Source organism: Bacillus sp. FSL K6-3176 (genome assembly GCF_038003325.1).
Lineage (GTDB): Bacteria > Bacillota > Bacilli > Bacillales > Bacillaceae > Bacillus > Bacillus altitudinis.
This window is the reverse complement of record NZ_JBBOOX010000001.1, coordinates 2,871,110-2,889,741: the sequence shown is the minus strand read 5'-3', so window position 1 is coordinate 2,889,741 and position 18,632 is coordinate 2,871,110. Positions and strand designations below refer to the sequence as shown.

Here is an 18,632-nt window from a genome sequence, read left to right as displayed (position 1 = left end):
GATTCAAAATGAACCTTATGGGCAATCATTTGGTATACTGAAGGCACATCTTGTTTGTCATTGCATAAAGGAGGAATGGAGCAGTTGAGGGTGTTTGTTGCAAGGCAGCCTATTTTTAACAGAAAAGAACAAGTCGTATCATACGAGCTGCTTTATAGAGATAGTGAAACCAATATATATAGCGCTGAAGATGGTGATCAAGCGACAACGGACCTCATTATCAATAGTTTTTTAAACATTGGCATCGAAACACTGACAGAAGGAAAACGATGCTACATCAATTTCACCGAAAGCTTGCTTTCGTCTGATCTGCTCACTTATTTTGATCCACATCAGCTTGTGATCGAAATATTAGAAAATGTACCGATTACCCCGGCACTTATTATGAGATGTAAGCAATTAAAAAAGTGGGGATACACGATTGCGCTCGATGATTTCTTTCTGAGCGGAACACATTTTCATGACAAGTTACTCGATGAACTCCTCTATTGCATTGATATTTTAAAAATTGATTTTCTGAAAACAACATGTGAAGAACGAAGAGACATTTTACATACATATAAAAAGTATCGACTTCGATTCCTTGCTGAAAAGGTAGAAACGCGAAAAGAATATGAAGAAGCGTTAGAAGCTGGCTTCCATTTGTTTCAAGGTTATTTCTTTAGTGAGCCGCACGTCATTTCGGGACGAGCCTTATCGACTAGCTTCCACGCATACCATCAGCTATTGAATGAGCTGAGCAAGGAGCAGCCGAATATTCAGACCGTGACGCACTTTATAGAAAGTGATCTTTCCCTTTCATATCAATTATTAAAAATGCTCAATTCTGGCGGCATGAGACGTCTTTATCAAATCAAGAGTATTCGTCAGGCGATTATCCTGCTTGGGTTTAATGAAATACGGCGATGGATCTTTATCCTTTCATTTAAAGAACTAAATGTCCAAGCCAACTCAAGCCAAAAGGAAATCATCAAAATGTCGTTCATTCGTGCCAAAACGTGTGAACTCATTGCTAGTCGAACTGAACGAGAACATCCCGCTTCTTATATGCTAACAGGTATGTTTTCACTCATTGATACGCTTGTCAGGGCGGACATTACTGAACTTGTGAAAGAACTGCCTCTTTCGGATGAAGTAGGTGAGGCACTGCTTGGCTATGAAAATGACTATTTCCTTGTGTTAGAGATTGCCAAACGTATTGAACGAAATGAATGGGATGATGAGATGTTAGGTGGAAGTCTCCCTAAGCAGGAAGCCTACGGCTGTTATATAGAAGCCATTGAATGGTGTCATAAAATGTTTGAATCTTAAGAAAAGCCGCTCCCACTAGAGCGGCCTTTTTCTTTGTTATCCCCACTGTAAAAGTAGAAAAAGCCTACTGGAAGAGAGGGATAAGTAGATGCGGATGCCTTCTGGACTAAAGCGGATATCGATATTGCTTTTCACCCCAATCTGCTTCAGCATTCGAATCACACTTGCGGTGTCAGCACGTTCAGCAGCTTCCATGATTCGCTGTCCAAACGAAAGCGAACCGGAAATCTGCTGTGTAATGAGGGATGCATCAGCCACGAGACGGGTTGATTCCTTTGCAGCCTTTTGAAACGCATGAGCATCTACTGGAGGAAAAGTCATAGGTGTTCGCGGGTATGCGTTCCCCATTGCGGGAACCTGCAAAGGCGGATAAGGAACATAGTAAAACACATGGTCACCTCTTCTCTCATTGAAGTGAATTTGGACGGATATCTGTTCTAAATGTATGAAGAAAATCCGAATAAAGAATCAAAATGATCTTTCTACCTTTGCATATTCATCATAAAAATAGGTACTTTTGCGGTCAATTTCGGTGAATGTCGCCAAAAAATTGCGGTGTCTACAGTAGAGCCTGTCGTCTGACCTATAACATGAAAAACCGAGGAAATAGAGGGGATCGTATGTTCTGTATCGTGAGAATTGTGACGAATGATGCCTGTTCATGTCGCAAAAATGACGTATTTCCTTTGAAATTGAGATAAAAGTATCATTTGAAAAGTCTGAAAATGATGAAAAAAGACCTATTGAATTTTGCGGTATCACGCACACATTTTGTGCATACTTTTCGGTGAAAAAATACTCAATAGCATTTACACTGTTAGTAACAGATCAAATACTTATGACCCAATCAACATACACAAATACATTGATCTTCCAAAAAAGGAGAGTGGAATCGATGGAAAAGTATGAAATCGAAGAACTTAAACAACTATTATGGAAACTTGAAAACGAAATTAGAGAAACAACGGCTTCTCTTCATAACATTAACAAAAGCATTGATCAATACGACAAATATGAATATGTGAAAATTTCTTAAAGACTTGATAACCATCAAGTCTTTTTTTTATCCAAATACATACAAAAAAAGGATATATTATTATATAATTGTTAAATAGTGATGTCAGTGGACATTTGCTTATTTCTTTTTAGTAAAATAAGAGGCGAGAGGGTGAGGATCAAGATCGAGTATGCTAAACTATCTAGAGAATACAAAAATCAAGCAGAAAATGTCTGATTTTATTCAACATGCAGTCAGGCAAAATGATTTACAAAAGCTGCTTCTCGAATTTACAGATATAAAGAATGAATTTCCTTTTGGGCAATTGGCTTACCAACATTATGAGGCATTTGGCGGACAAGACAAGCAAGCGATTACAAAACTGGCAGCAGGGATTGAACTTCTCATCTTATCTGCCGATATATTAGATGATATTGAAGATCAGGATAATGATTCGTATCCTTGGATGAACGTCAACCAAGGGGTGGCCATCAATGCTGCTACGTATTTGTATACGGTGAGTATCCAATTCATCACATCAATTTGTGAAAATAATTCTCAACTAATAGAGAAACTGTTCCACTTCATCAAAATGTCTATGGAAGGGCAGCATGAGGATTTGAGTCATTTGTATGGAACAGAAGAAGATTGTGTAGAGGTTTTAAGGAAAAAATCGGGATCTTTAACAGCTCTTTCTAGCGTACTGGGTGTTTATTTAGCGACAAGAAAAATGAATGCCACTGTAGAATCTTATTCGATATATTATGGTGTTGCTGAACAAATCAGTAACGATTTTTTTGCGTTATTTTCAAAAACAAACGGAGATTTTCAAAAAAAACAAACGCTGGCATTTAGTTATTTACAAAGACATTTTAACAATGTCAGTCTAGAGCTTCTTTCCTTCTTTTCTAACCAGCTGGATGAGTCAGAGCAAAAGCCGTTTCAACTGAAGCAAAAGTTACTTGAAGCTGGTTTGACTCAGTACATGGTATCGATGAGAGAGATTATGCTGTTAAAAATGAAGCAAGGAATTGCACAACTTGATTTGCCTAAAACGAAAAAGGAACAATTATATGCATATATGACAAAGGAGGGCAATGATTGAACATTCAAAATGTTATTGCATATTTAGTGAAAAATCCTAGTGTTGTGAATGAATTGGACTTAGGGAATGCTAGTTTAATTCACACAGATGAGGAAACGATGAAAGCAATCATTCAAGGCATAAAAAAAGGGCAAATGTCTGCAGATTATATATGGTACTATAAATGATACTTGATTTAAAAGTTCTCCAGTTAAGGATGTTTTATACATGAAGATAACTTATACGAAACTATCTGCTTTTTTTGTTTTTCTGTCTTTTTTATTTGTGATCTATGTTTCATATATTTATGTATTTGATATTTTTAATGGAGCACGTGTTGAGGAGAACAAGAATGGTCAAGCAGAAGTTGTCAAAGTCGAATATCTTTCTTTAGCCTACACATCAGGATTAGAAGAAGGAGATATTATACTTAAAATCAATGGAGAATCTGCTAACAACAAAGATCATTTGATCAATGGTGAGCTTAGGAATGTGCAAAGAATTGATATTCAAAGAGGCAACCAAATGATCACCCTAAAAAATAAGACATTGATTGGTCAAGAAAGTTTATTTGTCTATATAATTCCTCTCATCCTGTATTCAATATGTTTATTTTGTATCTTCTTTATCATTCGTATTAACAAAGAGATCCAACGAAAATCAGCATTTCTTTTAGTTTTATTTTTATTAACGATTTGTATCGGATATCTTAGTGCAGGTACTTCGGGTATTGGTGATAGATTTAGCCATTATGTCATCACATTTTGTTTATCAAGTGTATTTATCTTTTATATTCATTTCATTTATCAATATTTCAAAGAGTTTGACCTGCATATAACGACTCGAAAAACAATTTATATTTTATATAGTCTTCCTATAACTAATCTAGTAATAGAGCTGTTTGTTCCAATTGATTCGGCGATAGCCAGATACATGCCGAGTTTAAATCTTTTATTCTTTTTTGCTTCTATTATCATGTCATTCAAAGTCATTATTAATGGAATGCAGAAATATAAAGAGACAGAGCAGGGGTCTGTTTTAAAGTTTTTTGTCATGATTAATATCATAGCATTTTGTCCGTTTATATTTTTATTTGCAATTCCATATGTTTTGTTTCGTATTTATGTTGTAGATCCCTTTTTCTTAACTTCTTTTGTATTGCTCATTCCTTTTTCACTCGTGTATCAATTCATGACGAACAAACTTTACAATATGGATTTCTTGATTAGTAGACTTAAATACTATGGATTTATTGCCATTACACCGACCATTTTAGTTGTTGTCACGTTTTATATTCTGCAAAAACCAGAAGATTTAAAGTACACACTGAAGCTCGCATTCATCACATATACACTCATGTTGGCTGTTTTCTATTTCAAAGAAATTTTAGATTTCCGTTTTCGTTTGAAACGTTTTTCAGAGAAGTATAATTACCAAGACAGCGTGTTTAAATTTACGCAGCTTATTCGTGAGGCGTCATCACTTCATCAAGTACTGTATCATTTGAAATACACCATTTTAGAAGTGCTCGTTGTGAATAAAGCCTTTGTGCTAGAGGTGAAGGCTAATGGAGAAATGATTGAAATTGATGAATCAACAAATGATAGTAAGTTATGGAAAGAATACGTGGATCAATTTCAAGATATTTTAGGTGAAGTTGGGAAAATCATCGAGCTTGATAAAGGGTTTATGATGAAAATTGGAGAGCGGGGCGGTCACTCGTTTATGATTTGCTGCTTATCCAATATACAGACGCCGAAATTGACACGCGATGAAATCTCATGGCTGAAAACATTGGCATTTTACACAAGTGTCAGTTTAGAAAATGTCGTCAAGATTGAAGAATTGATGGAGCATCTGGAGGATTTGAAACAGCGGGAAGCCAATCCCGCCTGGCTGAAGAAAGTCATGTTCGCCATGGAAGAGAAGCAGCGCTCAGATTTAGCGAGGGATCTTCATGATTCTGTGCTGCAGGATTTGATTTCACTGAAGAGACAGTCCGAGATGTTCTTAACCAATTTCCAAAACAACCAATGCCCAACATCTATTGAAAATTCATTGATCTCATGGAATGAACAAATGTCTAAGGTGATTCAAACCACGAGAGAAACATGTCATGAACTTCGGCCTCAGCTCCTCTATGATTTGGGGTTAGTGAAGGCAATTTCGAAGCTGACTTCGCAAATTCAAGAGGAAGCGCCATTTCATATTAGGCTGAATACAACCCGCTTTGATAAAGAACTGGACATTGATATTGACTCACAGCTGAATATTTACCGGATAGTGCAGGAGCTGTTATCCAATGCGTTGAAGCATTCTAAGGCCAGCCAAGTCTTAGTGATGCTCATTTGTATTAAAGATCAAGTTGTTCTCCATTATGAGGACGATGGAGTCGGATTTGATGCAAGCCAGCTTGATCAGCACACGATGAGCATGGGTCTTTCTGGCATAAGGGAACGAGTCAAAGCTCTAAATGGAAAGCTTCAAATTCACACAGCACCTGAAAAAGGGCTCAAGGTGAAAATTGAAATGGAATTGTAACGTTTTCTTAAGGAATAAGACTTGGCATCTGCCAAGTCTTTTATATAAAATGGAAGTGAGTGATTTAAAGGGAGGAAGACATGAAGAAGATATTGGTCATTGATGATCATCCGGCTGTCATGGAAGGGACAAAAAGCATATTAGAATCAGATCAGCAGCTATCAGTCGATTGTTTAAGTCCTGATGCAGAAGGCGCCTTTTTAAAGACGCATGACTTTTCCATCTATGATGTGATCTTGATGGATTTAAATCTCGGGGATATCAATGGAATGGACATTGCCAAACAAATTCTAGAAACGAATCAACAAGTGAAAATTATCATTTATACAGGATATGAAGTAGACGATTATTTCGAAGAGGCCATTCGAGCTGGATTGCATGGTGCAATAAGTAAAACAGAGACAAAAGACAAAATCATTGAATACATACACCGCACATTGCAAGGAGAAGTTGTCATTCAGCTATCCTATTTAAAGAAATTAATTTCACAGCAGCAAGAGAAGCCAGAACAGGCGCAGCAGACGGATCATGAGCTGTTAACAGAGCGTGAATGTTTAATCTTAAGAGAAGTGGAAAAAGGGTACACAAACCAAGAGATCGCCGATGTGCTTCATTTGAGCAAACGCTCGATTGAATACAGTTTGACATCCATCTTTAATAAGCTGAATGTTGGATCTCGAACGGAAGCGGTGTTAATTGCAAAATCGGAAAGTGTCCTGTAAACGTGTGAAGGGAGAGGGCCTTGATGGATGTGAGTGGTTCAAATACACTGCTTGAGGCACTGGGGATTGAGATTGTGGAATGCAATACGTCACGATGCGTGGCGACAATGCCAGTCGATCACCGAACAAAACAGCCATTTGGATTACTGCATGGAGGAGCATCAGCTGCTCTAGCAGAAACAGTGGCAAGCATGGGTGCTGCTGCTCATTTGGATTTAACGAAGCAGGTTTGTTCAGGTATTGAAATCAATGCCAATCATTTAAAATCTGTACGTGATGGAGTGGTGACAGCTACAGCTGTTCCTGTACATGTTGGGCGGCGTACAATGGTATTCCAAATCGATATAAAAGATGATCGAGACCGTCATATCTGTACGTCAAGATGTACACTCGCTGTCATTGATCGCATATAAAAAAGCTCCCGGTGCAGCGGAAGCTTTTTTTAATACCCTTTTATGAACATGCAGGTAAAGTGAACAAGACCTGAATGTCATATTCTTCATTTATAAATAAGAGTCTTCTTTTCGTTTAATGACAAAGTTACGGAAACCACCATAATCATCTTGGACACTTCGTTTGTCCATTTTCACACCAGTGTTGTAAGCGGCTCTTCCGATCAAATGAGCGCCGACTGGTGCGGTCAGAAAGATAAAGACAATCCCAAGCAGGATTTTCGCAGAGATGATCCCTGCAAGAAACCATTCATGAAAGAACACACCAACTAAAATGAGAACAACACCAAGTGTCGATGCTTTTGATGCAGCATGCATACGTGTGTAAACATCCGGCAGGCGAAGGACACCAATGGCTGAAATCAAGCAGAGGATGGCGCCAAGCAGAATAAAGAAAATCACGATCGCTTTAGCGATGACGATCATTTTCAATCACTTCCCCTTTCTCAAGGAATTTGGAAAAAGCGACAGTGCCGATAAAGGCAAGAATACCGAGCAGTAAAATAATTTCAAAGAACGTAGTGGTTTTCAGTAAGATAGACACGATGGCTGTCATCCCAATTAAATTGATTCCTATCGCATCAAGCGCACTAACGCGATCTGGGATAGAAGGTCCTTTGATGACCCGTATCACAAAAAGCAAAGTAGACAGCGCAAGAATTCCAAGTGACATTTGCAAGATCAGTTCCATTACTTACCGCTCACCTCCTGAATCGCTTTTTCAAATGATACTCGAATATCGTGGATGGCTTTTTCAGCATCTTCAATATCCATCGCATGAATGTATAAAATCGAACGATCATCGGAAATATCGATGACCAGTGTACCAGGTGTTAATGTAATCATATTGGCCAGTATGGTGATTTCCCAATCTGTTTTTAAATCTGTACGAAAGGCGAAAATACCAGGCTTGATCTTAAGCTTTGGAGATAACACCGTCTTGAGTACACTCAAATTGGCAAGAAGCAGCTCTCTGATAAAAATGATGACGAGCTTGAAAATCGCATAAAGGGCATAGCCGTAAAAACGTTGCGGGAAGAATCGCCGTAGCATAAAAATGGCGATCATCCCTAGTGCAAAGCCTGATACAAAGTCTGCAGCTCTGTATGTATCATTCATAAACATCCATGTAAAGGCGAGGAGAGCGTTTAATAATATTTGAAAGGCCATGTTCATCTACTCCTTCAGCACAGCTTGAATATATTTTTCTGGTGTTGAAAGCATTTCCGCAGCTTGATTGATATAAGGTGCAATGAATTCTGTGCCTAATCCAATCGCAAGCGATAAGATAACAAGCAGTACCCCAGGATACACCATTCCTCTAATGGATGGCTTTCTTCTTCGCATATCCTGATCCTCTCCCCAAAACGCGAGCATGAAAATCCTCATAACAGAATAAAGGACAAGAAGACTGGACAGTAAAACAAGGATAGAGAACGTCATGTACCCAGCAGAAAACCCACCTTCAACAATTTTCAGCTTGCCAACAAATCCACTTAGCGGAGGAATACCTGCAAGTGATAAAGCCGATATGAAGAACATCCAGCCGAGTAGAGGCTGGGATTGAATCAGCCCACCCATTTTTTTCAGATGATTGGTTCCAGCATACACAAACAGTGCCCCTGCGAGCATAAATAGAGCTCCTTTGATCACCATATCGTGAATGAGGTAATAAATGGCGCCTTGAAGTGATGCCGGTGTATTGGCCGCAATACCAAACAAAATGACACCAACAGCTGTGACAATGTTATAAATCACAATTTTTTGCACATCAGAATAGGCGATAGAGCCAATGACACCGAATATAACCGTTAGAGCGGCTAGCCAAGCCATAAGTGTATGTGTAAAACCTGTATCATGTATAAAGATGAGCGTAAAGATCCTGGCAATCGCATATAGCCCGACCTTTGTCAGCAGTGCGCCAAACAAAGCTGAAATCGCTGCTGGCGGTGCATGATAAGACCCTGGCAACCAGAAATAAAGCGGGAAGACCCCAGCTTTTAAGCCAAATACAATCAGGAACAGAATGGCAATCACGGTGATTAACCCTGTTTGCCCAGATTCAGCTATTTTCACACTTAAATCAGCCATGTTCAGTGTGCCTGTGACTGCATATAAACACGCTACGCCAACAATAAATAATGCCGATGAGATAATATTAAACACAATGTATTTCAGTGATTCACGAAGCTGAGGCTTTGAACCACCCAGAACAATGAGCATATAAGATGCCATCAGCAACAATTCAAAGAAGACAAACAGGTTGAAAATATCTCCCGTTAAAAAGGCACCACTGACGCCAGCTAACAAGAATTGGACACCAGAATAATAGAAAAGCCGCTCTCTTTCTTTCCCAATCGTTTGAAAGGAAAAAAGAACTGTGACAAGTCCAACAATGGAAGCGGTCAGCACAAGAAGCGCAGCAAACTGATCGGCCACAAGGGCAATGCCAAACGGTGCTTTCCAGCCGCCCAAATAAAGGGTTTGTATGCCGTTTGTGAAAATCGTTTGGACCAAATAGACATTACAGATAATGGCTAAAAGAGATGCAAACACACTAAAGCCTCTCGACAGCATGGTGTTTTTATTCATAAAGATCAATAATGTAGCAGCTAGTAATGGTATTAATATAGGCAGGATCACGAGATTATTCATGCTGATCATTTCCTCTCATTTGATCCATGTCATCTGTTCTCAGCTCTTGGAAGGCACGGAAGGCCATCACGAGCAAAAAGGATGTTACACCAAAAGCAATGACAATGGCTGTTAAAATTAATGCTTGTGGCAATGGATCTACATAGGATGTGAGCCCCTCTTTCAAAATAGGAGGTGCTCCCTTTTTTAAGCCGCCCATTGTTAATAGAAGCAAATGGACGCCGTGACTTAAAACGGCAGTACCGACGATGACCCGCAGAAGGCTTTTTGAAAGCACTAAATAGGTCGCTGCCATAAAAATGATTCCGACGATAATAGACATTAGAAATTCCATTATTCCTTCTCTCCAATCGTTTGAATAATGGTCATGGTGACACCAACAACAACTAAATACACACCGATATCAAACAGGACCGCTGTCGCCAGTTCTGTTTTCCCTAGAAACGGCAGTTGGAAATAATCGAATGCATGGGATAGGAAAGGTGCTCCGAACAGAAAAGATCCCATACCTGTTAGGATGGCAACGAGCAAACCGACACCAGCCACATAAATAAAGTCAAATGGTAAAATGCGTCTGACTGTTTTAAGGTCATAGGCTAAAAGCAGAAGGACGACAGCACCAGCACTCATCAAACCGCCAATGAATCCTCCGCCAGGATTGTTATGTCCTGCAAGAAATAGGTGAAGTGAGAAAAGCAAGATGATGAATGCTGTAATTTTAGTAGTGACTTGTAAGAGCATATCATTCGTATCAATCTTTCTCATCGCCGTACGCCTCTCTTCCGTTTTCCTTGTGCTTTTACCTTCAATAATCCATAAATACCGAGTGCCGCAATGGCCAGCACTGTAATCTCAAAGAGTGTATCAAAGCCCCTGAAATCGACAAGAATGACATTGACAATATTGTCTCCGCCAGCCAGTTTGTAGCTGTTTTCAATGAAGTACGTTGAAATTGTGTCAAGAGATTGCTGGCTTGTTGAAGCGAAAGCAAGACAGGTGACAACGACTCCAACACCTAATGAGATGATCAAATTTGTTAATTTAAATCTTCGTGTTTTTTGCTTCAGGCTCAGCTTTGGCAAATGATAGAAGCAAAGTAAAAACAGCGCGACAGAAATGGTTTCAATAATGAGCTGTGTCAGCGCAAGGTCAGGTGCTCTGAAAATCACGAAGAACAATGACAGCGTGTAGCCCATAACACCTAGCGCAATAATAGCTGTTAAGCGTGAACGAGCAAATACAGTAGTGACTGTCGCTGCGACCATCACAAGTGAAAGGATGACTTCGTACGTGCCGATTGAAGCAGCATGCTCAGTTTGAAATGAGAAGGCTTGCTTGTAGAACATCACGCTGCCAAGCACGATAATCATAAACCCAAATACATAGACAAGATAGTCACGAAGGAATCCTGTCATATAGCTGTTTGTTAGGCGGTAAGCCCCTTTTTCTACACCTATAAGCGAACGATCATACAAAGCGTTAAATGACCATTTTTCCTTAAATATGTTGTACATTGGGCGCCATTTTGACAGCGTTAAATAGCCAATGGTACCGAGCGCAACTACACCAATTGTCATGTAAAGCTCTGGCTGGAATCCATGCCACGCTTCAATTTTTACGGCAAAGCGGCTTCCTGTTTGAATGGCTTCTGGAATGATCGCTTGAATGGCAGGTTCAATGACAGAATAGGCCAGAATATTAGGGAAAAAGAAGAACGTGACCACAAGTGCAGCTAAAATAATTGGCGGGATCAGCATACCAATCGGTGCTTCATGCGGTTTTTTCTCCAATTGATCGACATTCAGACGGCCTCTAAATGTTTTGAAGACGATCATCATACTGTAGATGAACGTAAACACACTAGCGAGCCAAGCGATAGCAGGGAAGACAGCCCCCCATGTTGAAACATCCGTAAAGCTGATGTCAGAAATCCGAATCATACTTGTGAAAAATAGCTCTTTACTTAAAAATCCATTAAAAGGCGGGAGTCCAGCCATCGAGAATGTACCAATTAACGTAATTGTAAAGGTAATTGGCATGATGGTCATTAATCCACCTAATTTGCGAATATCACGTGTACCTGTTTCGTGATCGATAATCCCTGCTGCCATAAAGAGACTACCTTTAAAGGTCGCGTGGTTAATGAGATGAAAAATAGCAGCAAGAACGGCTGCGCCAAAAAAGGCAGGGTTGTTTTCATGAATGGCAGCTGCGCCTACTCCTAGCATGAGCATAATCATACCGAGTTGACTCACTGTCGAGAAGGCCAGAATGGCTTTCAAATCATTTTTCCGAACGGCGTGGAAAGATCCCCAGAATAGTGTGATAAGTCCGACAATCGAAATGGTCCAAAACCACACCTCTGATATAGCAAAAATCGGACTAAAGCGGGCAACCAGATAAATACCGGCTTTGACCATAGTAGCAGAATGCAGATAACTGCTTACAGGGGTTGGTGCTTCCATAGCATCAGGCAGCCAAATATAAAATGGGAACTGCGCTGATTTCGTGAAGGCCCCTAGTAAAATGAGAACCATCGCAGGGATGAAATAAGGTGATGCCATAATGAGCTGAAGCTGATTGACTGCTTCGCGAATACTGAATGAATCAGTGATCAGGTAAATGAGGATGAAGCCGCCAAGCATAGCTAATCCGCCAAACACAGTAATAAGCAGTGATTTGGTTGCTCCGTAACGAGAACGCTCACGCTTATACCAATATCCAATTAAGAGGAAGGAAGAGATACTCGTTAGCTCCCAGAACAAATAAAGTACGACCATGTTGTCAGAGAGGACAACACCAAGCATAGCGGTCATAAACATTAATAAATACGTATAGAAAGAGCCAAGCTGTTCTTTTTCCTTTGATAAGTAGAAAATACTGTACAGTACCACAAGTGCACCAATACCTGTGATGAGTAAAGCAAATAACAGGCTGAGACCATCTACATACACAGTGAAATTCATCCCTAGAGAGGGAATCCATTCAGCTTGTGAGAACAACGTTCGTCCATTCGAGGTGATCTGGAGCATTTGGATGAAATAGGTAAATAAAAGAATAGGCAAGATGAGAACAAACCATCCTGTATGTATACGCCTTACGTATTTAAAGAGAAAAGGGACGACAAAGGCAAGTAAAAAAGGTGATAGGATGGCGAAGTGAATAAGCTGCAAGAAAATGAACCTCCTTTGATCAATATAAATTCACGTTCTAAAGAACTGGTAACTAAAATTATAGCGTAAATACAGACATGGTGCATTGGTTTGAACTGATTTACGGCAAATCGAAATTGTTTTGAGTTCTTTTGACCACAAAAAATATTTTATCAAAAATGAAACTCGTTGTATATTGTTTTGTATTTCGTACATGCTTTTCTTAAAGGAGCTGATCAAATGAAACGAAAGATCGCCATCAGCTTAAGCATATTCTGCACGATTTTAGGAGGAGCATTCTTGATTGAACGAAATGATCAAAAAAGGTGGCAGGCCGGGAGTGAATGGCCGCTATTTTCTGAACATCTCCTCCATATGACCTATCCGCAGGCGAAACAGTATCCTTTTCAGCCTCGGGAGTATATACGAATTGTATTAGCTGATGAATGAGGATGTATGGGAGAAAAGAAATATAAAAAAAGCATGTCCCTTATGAAAGGGACATGCTTTTTGTTTCTTTTTTAAGTAAACATTCTGAGTAAGATTGTTGCGCAAATAACGGTTGCTGCTCCGCCAAGACGTGTAGAGACTTGAGCGAAAGGCATAAGGCCCATTCTTCCAGAAGCTGAAAGAATTGCAACGTCACCAGTACCGCCTAATCCACTGTGACAGCCAGTCACAATTGCAGATTCAACTGGATACATGTTCATGAATTTACCAACAAAGTAACCAGAACCAACCATGCCTAGAACAACAGCAATACATACACATACGAAAGGAATCGAAATAACAGTGGCCACATCATCAAGTGGAATGTATAGAATTCCTAAACCAACCATTAGAGGCCATGTAAAGCTTTTCGATACAAACTTGTAGAACTGCTGTGAGCCGTTTTGCAAATGCTGAGGCATCACGTTTAAGTATTTGATTAATGCAGCAAGAACAATCATTAAGATTGGACCTGGAATATGAACAAAACTTTCTAATAAGCCGCCAAAGATAAAGGTTGTACAAGCAACAAGTACACCTGCACCCATTAAGCTGAAGTCAACTTTAGTATCCATTTCAGGCTGTTCAAAGATTTCATTTGCTTCTTTTGATTTAACAAGTCGTCCATTCCCGTTTAGTTCAGGACGTTTTTCACCAAGCTTTTTCATTGCGCCAGCACAAATGATGGCAATGACGTTCCCAATAACAGCAGCCGGAATCAATTGAGAAATTAATGACTCTGCTGATACACCAAGAATTTGTGAATAAGCAATTGATAATGGCAATATTCCTTCACCGACACCACCGGCAATAATCGGTACAATGATAAAGAAGAACGAATGATGCGGTGTGTAACCAACTAGAAGACCCACTAGAATTCCAGCCGCTACAGCTGTAATTGTACCTGCAACAAGAGGAACAAACATACGAATAAGGCCTTGTACTAAAACAGTTCGTTGCATCCCAAGAATACTACCTACTACAAGAGCAGATATATAGAAGTATAGGAAGTTCGACGTTTTCATCAGAGACGTAACCGCTTCCAACGAGTTTGGATTCAGAACATGAAAAAAGACCAGGAACGATGGTACGAATAAAGAAAGAATCGCCGGTCCACCAATATCTTTTAAGATTGGAATACGTTGTCCTACATCTCCTAGGAAAATCCCCAAAATCATAATAACAGCGAAACCACCAAGCATATTTGCTGGAATTTTATTAAAATAAGCGGCAGTTAAAATAATCGCTGCAAGTACTATATACACAGGTAGATCAATAACACCAATTTTCCAAGAAAGAATTTTTCGGAAAACGCTTTTATTATTGTCAGAATCGTTTGTAATCGATTTCAATTGTTGTGTATTAGCCACATAAACACCCCCAAATGCTATTTGTCTCAATTGTAGAAGATTCTGTGACACTCATCTATTTATTAAACTAAATTAAGTGTAATAAAAGTAAAATAAACGGGGGTTTTGTCGTTTTTATCATACAAAAATCCCCTGAAGATAGTTTGTCCTTCAGGGGATTGATCATACATGGTATTTATTTATCGTTTTCCTTTTAAATAAGGGGTACCAAGTGCTTTTGGTGCGTCTGCTCGTCCAATGAAGCCAGTAAGAGCTAGGATCGTCAGCACATATGGTGCAATGAGCATGTACACGTTCGGGATATCTTGAAACAGCGGAAGCAGAGAGCCAATGATGCTTAAGCTTTGTGCAAATCCAAAGAATAAAGCAGCGCCCATAGCGCCAAATGGGTGCCATTTCCCGAAAACAAGGGCGGCTAACGCAATGAAGCCTTGTCCTGTAATGGTGGCGTGTGAGAAGTCAAGAGCGATGGTCGATGCATACACAGCTCCGCCAAGACCGCCAAATAGACCACTAATGAAGACGCCAATATAGCGCATCCGGTATACCTTGATTCCCATTGTATCAGCTGCCATTGGATGCTCTCCGACTGCACGAAGTCGTAAGCCAAACGGCATTTTAAATAAAACAAACCAAGCGACAACCGCAAGAACCAATGCGAGAATGGACGTATAATACACATCTTTAAAGAAAATATCACCAATGATCGGAATATCACTTAAAAGGGGAATATCTCCTTTATAGAAAGGTTCTGTAATTTTATCCGTTTGTGCTTTTCCATAAATCAGTTTGACAACAAAAAGCGTAGCACCAAGGGCAAGCATGTTAATCGCAACACCACTGACCGTTTGATCTGCTCTGAACGTAATAGTGGCAACAGCGTGAATGAGTGAGAACACGCCGCCAATGGCCATACCAACAAGTAGACCGAGCCACGGGGTCAAGGCACCAAACGTATCAGCAAACATTAAGTTAAAGATAATACTAGAAAATGCTCCGACGACCATCAAACCTTCAAGACCGATATTGACGACACCTGATCTTTCTGAAAAGACGCCTCCAAGAGCGGTTAAAATAAGTGGTGCAGCATATACAAGTGTAGCCGGGACGATGATTTCAAGAATTTGCAGAAATCCCACTTATTTTCCCCCCTTTTTCTTCAATTGTTGAATGACAAGACGGATGATATAGCTTGAGGCAACGAAAAGAATAATGATCGCAATCACAATATCAACGACCTCAGTCGGTACGCCAGATTCAAGCGGCATGTTTAAAGCACCGACTTTCAATCCACCAAGCAATAATGCCGCTAAGACGACACCAATAGCTGTGTTTCCGCCTAATAAGGCAACAGCGATTCCGTCAAAACCAACGCCAGTGAAGGCATCTTTTATTGATGCATATTCAAAGGTTCCGAGCCCTTCCATCGCACCTGCAAGACCTGCAAAGGCACCAGAAATGAGCATGGAATATATAATGTTTTTTCTCACATTCATTCCAGCATATTGGGATGCGTGCTGATTCATACCAACAGCACGCAATTCAAACCCTTTAGAGGTTTTTTGGATAATGATCCACATAATAACCGCAGATAGGACAGCTACAATGATTCCGTTATGCATGCTTGAAAAATCAGTGATTTTTTCAAAAAAATCAGAGTGTAATGAGGCAGTGGAATTGATATTATCTGTTTTATCTTTATGATCTGTAAGAACATTTGTAATAATAAAATTAGTCACATGAAGTGCAATGTAATTCATCATAATAGTGACAATCACTTCATGAACATAAAAACGCGCTTTTAAAAACCCAGGAATAAAGCCCCATAATGCACCAGCAGCAGCTGCAGTGATCAGTGCAAGAGGCAGGTGGATATACGCAGGTGCATGGACGGTTGTTCCTATCCATACAGATGCAATCCAGCCAATGAGAAGTTGACCTTCTACTCCGATATTAAAGAGGCCTGTCCGAAATGCAAAAGCAACAGCAAGTCCTGATAAAATATAAGGCGTGACTTGTCGGATGGTTTCTCCCATATAATACGTTTCACCGAATACACCATTCCAAAGGGCGCTATAACCTTCGATGACACTATAACCGCTTGCCAGCATAATGATGGCCCCAACGAAAAGACCAAGTACAATGGCGATAAGCGGAATCAGCAGATTTGTTAAGCGATTAGACATTTGCTTCTTTCCCCACTTCCTGTTGCGTACTTCCAGCCATTAACAGACCAAGTTCTTGCTCTGTTGTTTCTTTTGGATCCACAATGGCAATAATGCTGCCTTCGAAAATAACAGCAATCTTATCACTGACATTGATAATTTCATCAAGCTCAAAGGATATGAGCAGAACAGCTTTGCCTGAATCCCTTTGTTCAATCAGACGTTTATGAACAAACTCAATGGCTCCGACATCAAGTCCACGTGTCGGTTGTGCGGCAATTAATAAATCAGGATTTCGGTCCACTTCACGGCCAATAATGGCTTTTTGCTGGTTACCGCCTGATAGCGCACGTGCTTCTGTATATTCACTAGGTGTCCGTACGTCGTATTCAGCAATGATTCGTTTTGCTTTTTGATAAATATTTTTCATATTCATCAAGCCAAACTTCGAATATGGACGCTGATAATACGTTTGTAAGGAAATATTTTCTCCAATTGAAAAGTCAAGGACAAGTCCGTGCTTATGACGGTCTTGAGGAATATGTCCGATACCAGATTCTGTGACCTTACGAGGCGGGAGATTTTGAATGGCTTTCCCGTTTAGCATGATCGTGCCAGATTCGGATTTTTTCAGACCTGTAATGGCTTCAATTAATTCAGATTGACCATTTCCGTCTACACCCGCAATTCCGACAATCTCACCAGCTTTCACTGATAAATTGAGTTGTTTCACGGCTTCAATTCCTCGCGCATCTTTGACAGTGAGATCTTGAATTTGCAAGACTTCTTCAGCAGGGGAGGCTGCTTTTTTGTCTGTTTTAAATGAGACTTCGCGGCCGACCATTAAACTGGCAAGCTCGTCTTTGTTTGTGTGTTCCACATCAAGTGTACGAATACCTTGCCCTTTTCGGATAATGGTCACGCGATGACAGGCATCCATAATTTCTTTTAGCTTGTGGGTAATTAATATAATGGATTTGCCTTCATTAATTAAGTTTTTCATAATTTGTATGAGTTCTTTTATTTCTTGAGGTGTTAAGACGGCTGTTGGTTCGTCGAAGATCAAGATGTCAGCGCCGCGGTATAGTGTTTTTAAGATTTCTGCTCGCTGCTGCATACCGACTGAGATGTCAGATACTTTAGCGGCAGGGTCTATTTTCAGTCCATAACGGTCAGAAAGTTCCTGCACTTGCTGAATGGCTTGTTCTTTGTCAATCTTTCCAAATTTCTTTGGCTCTTTTCCTAAAATGATGTTTTCAGCCACAGTAAATGTATCAACTAGCATAAAATGCTGATGGACCATTCCAATGCCTAAATCACTTGCATCATTTGGACTTGAGATTGTAACCGGTTTTCCGTGTACCTTGATTTCACCTTTTTCAGGCTGGTACAGTCCGAAAAGCACGTTCATGAGCGTTGATTTTCCAGCGCCGTTTTCACCAAGCAGCGCATGAATTTCGCCCTTTTTTAGCTGCAGCGTAATGTTGTCGTTTGCTACAATGCCAGGGAATTCTTTGCGTATATTCAACATTTCAATGACATAATCCACAGGTTTAACCGCTCCTTTTTTAGGGTGCTGATGAAGATAAAAACTAGCAAAAGAAAAGCTGCAAAACAAGGCTGCAGCTTTTCTTTTACCACCTTTTACGAATAAAGAGGAGGTAAAGGAGAGGCAAGGGGATAAGGCGCGGCTT

20 protein-coding genes are annotated in these 18,632 nt (G+C 40.0%); 8 read left to right on the top strand and 12 right to left on the bottom strand.

The window, feature by feature from the left end:
- Positions 1–84 precede the first annotated feature (84 nt).
- Positions 85–1,311 carry an EAL and HDOD domain-containing protein gene (locus MHB38_RS15145; protein WP_202734717.1) on the top strand — a complete coding sequence of 409 codons (1,227 nt, stop codon included), beginning with the start codon at positions 85–87 and terminating at the stop codon, positions 1,309–1,311.
- 36 nt (positions 1,312–1,347) lie between these two features.
- Here the strand turns inward: MHB38_RS15145 and MHB38_RS15140 are convergent, their stop codons facing one another.
- Complete coding sequence (locus MHB38_RS15140; protein WP_019744042.1) at positions 1,348–1,701, bottom strand: hypothetical protein; 354 nt, start codon at positions 1,699–1,701, stop codon at positions 1,348–1,350.
- A gap of 505 nt (positions 1,702–2,206) precedes the next feature.
- On the opposite strand from MHB38_RS15140, the gene degQ reads away from it, so the two are divergent.
- The 6 genes from degQ (at position 2,207) to MHB38_RS15110 (ending at position 7,068) form a co-directional block, all read left to right on the top strand.
- On the top strand, positions 2,207–2,347 hold the full coding sequence (gene degQ, locus MHB38_RS15135; protein ID WP_003213123.1) for a degradation enzyme regulation protein DegQ: 141 nt from the start codon (positions 2,207–2,209) through the stop codon (positions 2,345–2,347).
- A 151-nt stretch (positions 2,348–2,498) separates the two neighbouring features.
- The gene (locus tag MHB38_RS15130; RefSeq protein ID WP_202734256.1) at positions 2,499–3,413 is read left to right on the top strand and encodes a polyprenyl synthetase family protein; all 915 of its coding nucleotides are present in this window, start codon (positions 2,499–2,501) and stop codon (positions 3,411–3,413) included.
- The gene (gene comX / locus MHB38_RS15125; protein ID WP_074041927.1) at positions 3,410–3,580 is read left to right on the top strand and encodes a competence pheromone ComX; all 171 of its coding nucleotides are present in this window, start codon (positions 3,410–3,412) and stop codon (positions 3,578–3,580) included. The genes MHB38_RS15130 and comX overlap by 4 nt, the downstream gene beginning before the upstream one ends.
- A gap of 40 nt (positions 3,581–3,620) precedes the next feature.
- Positions 3,621–5,933 carry an ATP-binding protein gene (locus MHB38_RS15120; protein ID WP_035701206.1) on the top strand — a complete coding sequence of 771 codons (2,313 nt, stop codon included), beginning with the start codon at positions 3,621–3,623 and terminating at the stop codon, positions 5,931–5,933.
- An 80-nt stretch (positions 5,934–6,013) separates the two neighbouring features.
- Entirely contained in the window at positions 6,014–6,655 is a 642-nt protein-coding gene (locus MHB38_RS15115) for a response regulator transcription factor (RefSeq protein ID WP_007500477.1), read from the top strand.
- A gap of 23 nt (positions 6,656–6,678) precedes the next feature.
- Entirely contained in the window at positions 6,679–7,068 is a 390-nt protein-coding gene (locus MHB38_RS15110; RefSeq protein WP_017358943.1) for a hotdog fold thioesterase, read from the top strand.
- A gap of 90 nt (positions 7,069–7,158) precedes the next feature.
- On the opposite strand, the gene mnhG is transcribed toward MHB38_RS15110, so the two are convergent.
- From mnhG to MHB38_RS15075, 7 genes are read right to left on the bottom strand one after another with little or no spacing between them, the layout of a single operon-like run.
- Positions 7,159–7,533: a monovalent cation/H(+) antiporter subunit G gene (gene mnhG, locus MHB38_RS15105; RefSeq protein WP_003213369.1), complete on the bottom strand. Its 375-nt coding sequence runs from the start codon at positions 7,531–7,533 to the stop codon at positions 7,159–7,161.
- Positions 7,517–7,798, bottom strand: a complete 282-nt coding sequence (locus MHB38_RS15100) for a Na(+)/H(+) antiporter subunit F1 (RefSeq protein WP_008345849.1) — start codon at positions 7,796–7,798, stop codon at positions 7,517–7,519. Before MHB38_RS15100 ends, mnhG begins: the two co-directional genes overlap by 17 nt.
- Positions 7,798–8,277: a Na+/H+ antiporter subunit E gene (locus tag MHB38_RS15095; RefSeq protein ID WP_008345848.1), complete on the bottom strand. Its 480-nt coding sequence runs from the start codon at positions 8,275–8,277 to the stop codon at positions 7,798–7,800. The genes MHB38_RS15100 and MHB38_RS15095 overlap by 1 nt, the downstream gene beginning before the upstream one ends.
- Positions 8,278–8,283: 6 nt before the next feature.
- On the bottom strand, positions 8,284–9,762 hold the full coding sequence (locus MHB38_RS15090) for a Na+/H+ antiporter subunit D (protein WP_046344384.1): 1,479 nt from the start codon (positions 9,760–9,762) through the stop codon (positions 8,284–8,286).
- A complete protein-coding gene (locus tag MHB38_RS15085; protein WP_008345845.1) occupies positions 9,755–10,096 on the bottom strand; it encodes a Na(+)/H(+) antiporter subunit C in 342 nt (113 codons plus the stop codon). The genes MHB38_RS15090 and MHB38_RS15085 overlap by 8 nt, the downstream gene beginning before the upstream one ends.
- Positions 10,096–10,527, bottom strand: a complete 432-nt coding sequence (locus MHB38_RS15080; protein ID WP_008345843.1) for a Na(+)/H(+) antiporter subunit B — start codon at positions 10,525–10,527, stop codon at positions 10,096–10,098. The genes MHB38_RS15085 and MHB38_RS15080 overlap by 1 nt, the downstream gene beginning before the upstream one ends.
- The gene (locus tag MHB38_RS15075; protein ID WP_202734257.1) at positions 10,524–12,935 is read right to left on the bottom strand and encodes a Na+/H+ antiporter subunit A; all 2,412 of its coding nucleotides are present in this window, start codon (positions 12,933–12,935) and stop codon (positions 10,524–10,526) included. The genes MHB38_RS15080 and MHB38_RS15075 overlap by 4 nt, the downstream gene beginning before the upstream one ends.
- A gap of 219 nt (positions 12,936–13,154) precedes the next feature.
- On the opposite strand from MHB38_RS15075, the gene MHB38_RS15070 reads away from it, so the two are divergent.
- A complete protein-coding gene (locus tag MHB38_RS15070) occupies positions 13,155–13,364 on the top strand; it encodes a hypothetical protein (RefSeq protein WP_017358947.1) in 210 nt (69 codons plus the stop codon).
- A gap of 71 nt (positions 13,365–13,435) precedes the next feature.
- Here MHB38_RS15070 and MHB38_RS15065 read toward each other — a convergent pair whose 3' ends face one another.
- The 4 genes from MHB38_RS15065 to MHB38_RS15050 all read right to left on the bottom strand — a co-directional run bounded on the left by MHB38_RS15065 (position 13,436) and on the right by MHB38_RS15050 (position 18,487).
- A complete protein-coding gene (locus tag MHB38_RS15065) occupies positions 13,436–14,773 on the bottom strand; it encodes a 2-hydroxycarboxylate transporter family protein (protein ID WP_008345838.1) in 1,338 nt (445 codons plus the stop codon).
- A gap of 179 nt (positions 14,774–14,952) precedes the next feature.
- A complete protein-coding gene (locus MHB38_RS15060) occupies positions 14,953–15,912 on the bottom strand; it encodes an ABC transporter permease (protein ID WP_008345835.1) in 960 nt (319 codons plus the stop codon).
- Complete coding sequence (locus MHB38_RS15055; RefSeq protein WP_025207902.1) at positions 15,913–16,959, bottom strand: ABC transporter permease; 1,047 nt, start codon at positions 16,957–16,959, stop codon at positions 15,913–15,915.
- On the bottom strand, positions 16,952–18,487 hold the full coding sequence (locus MHB38_RS15050; RefSeq protein WP_008345830.1) for an ABC transporter ATP-binding protein: 1,536 nt from the start codon (positions 18,485–18,487) through the stop codon (positions 16,952–16,954). The genes MHB38_RS15055 and MHB38_RS15050 overlap by 8 nt, the downstream gene beginning before the upstream one ends.
- Between the last annotated feature and the right edge of the window lie 145 nt (positions 18,488–18,632).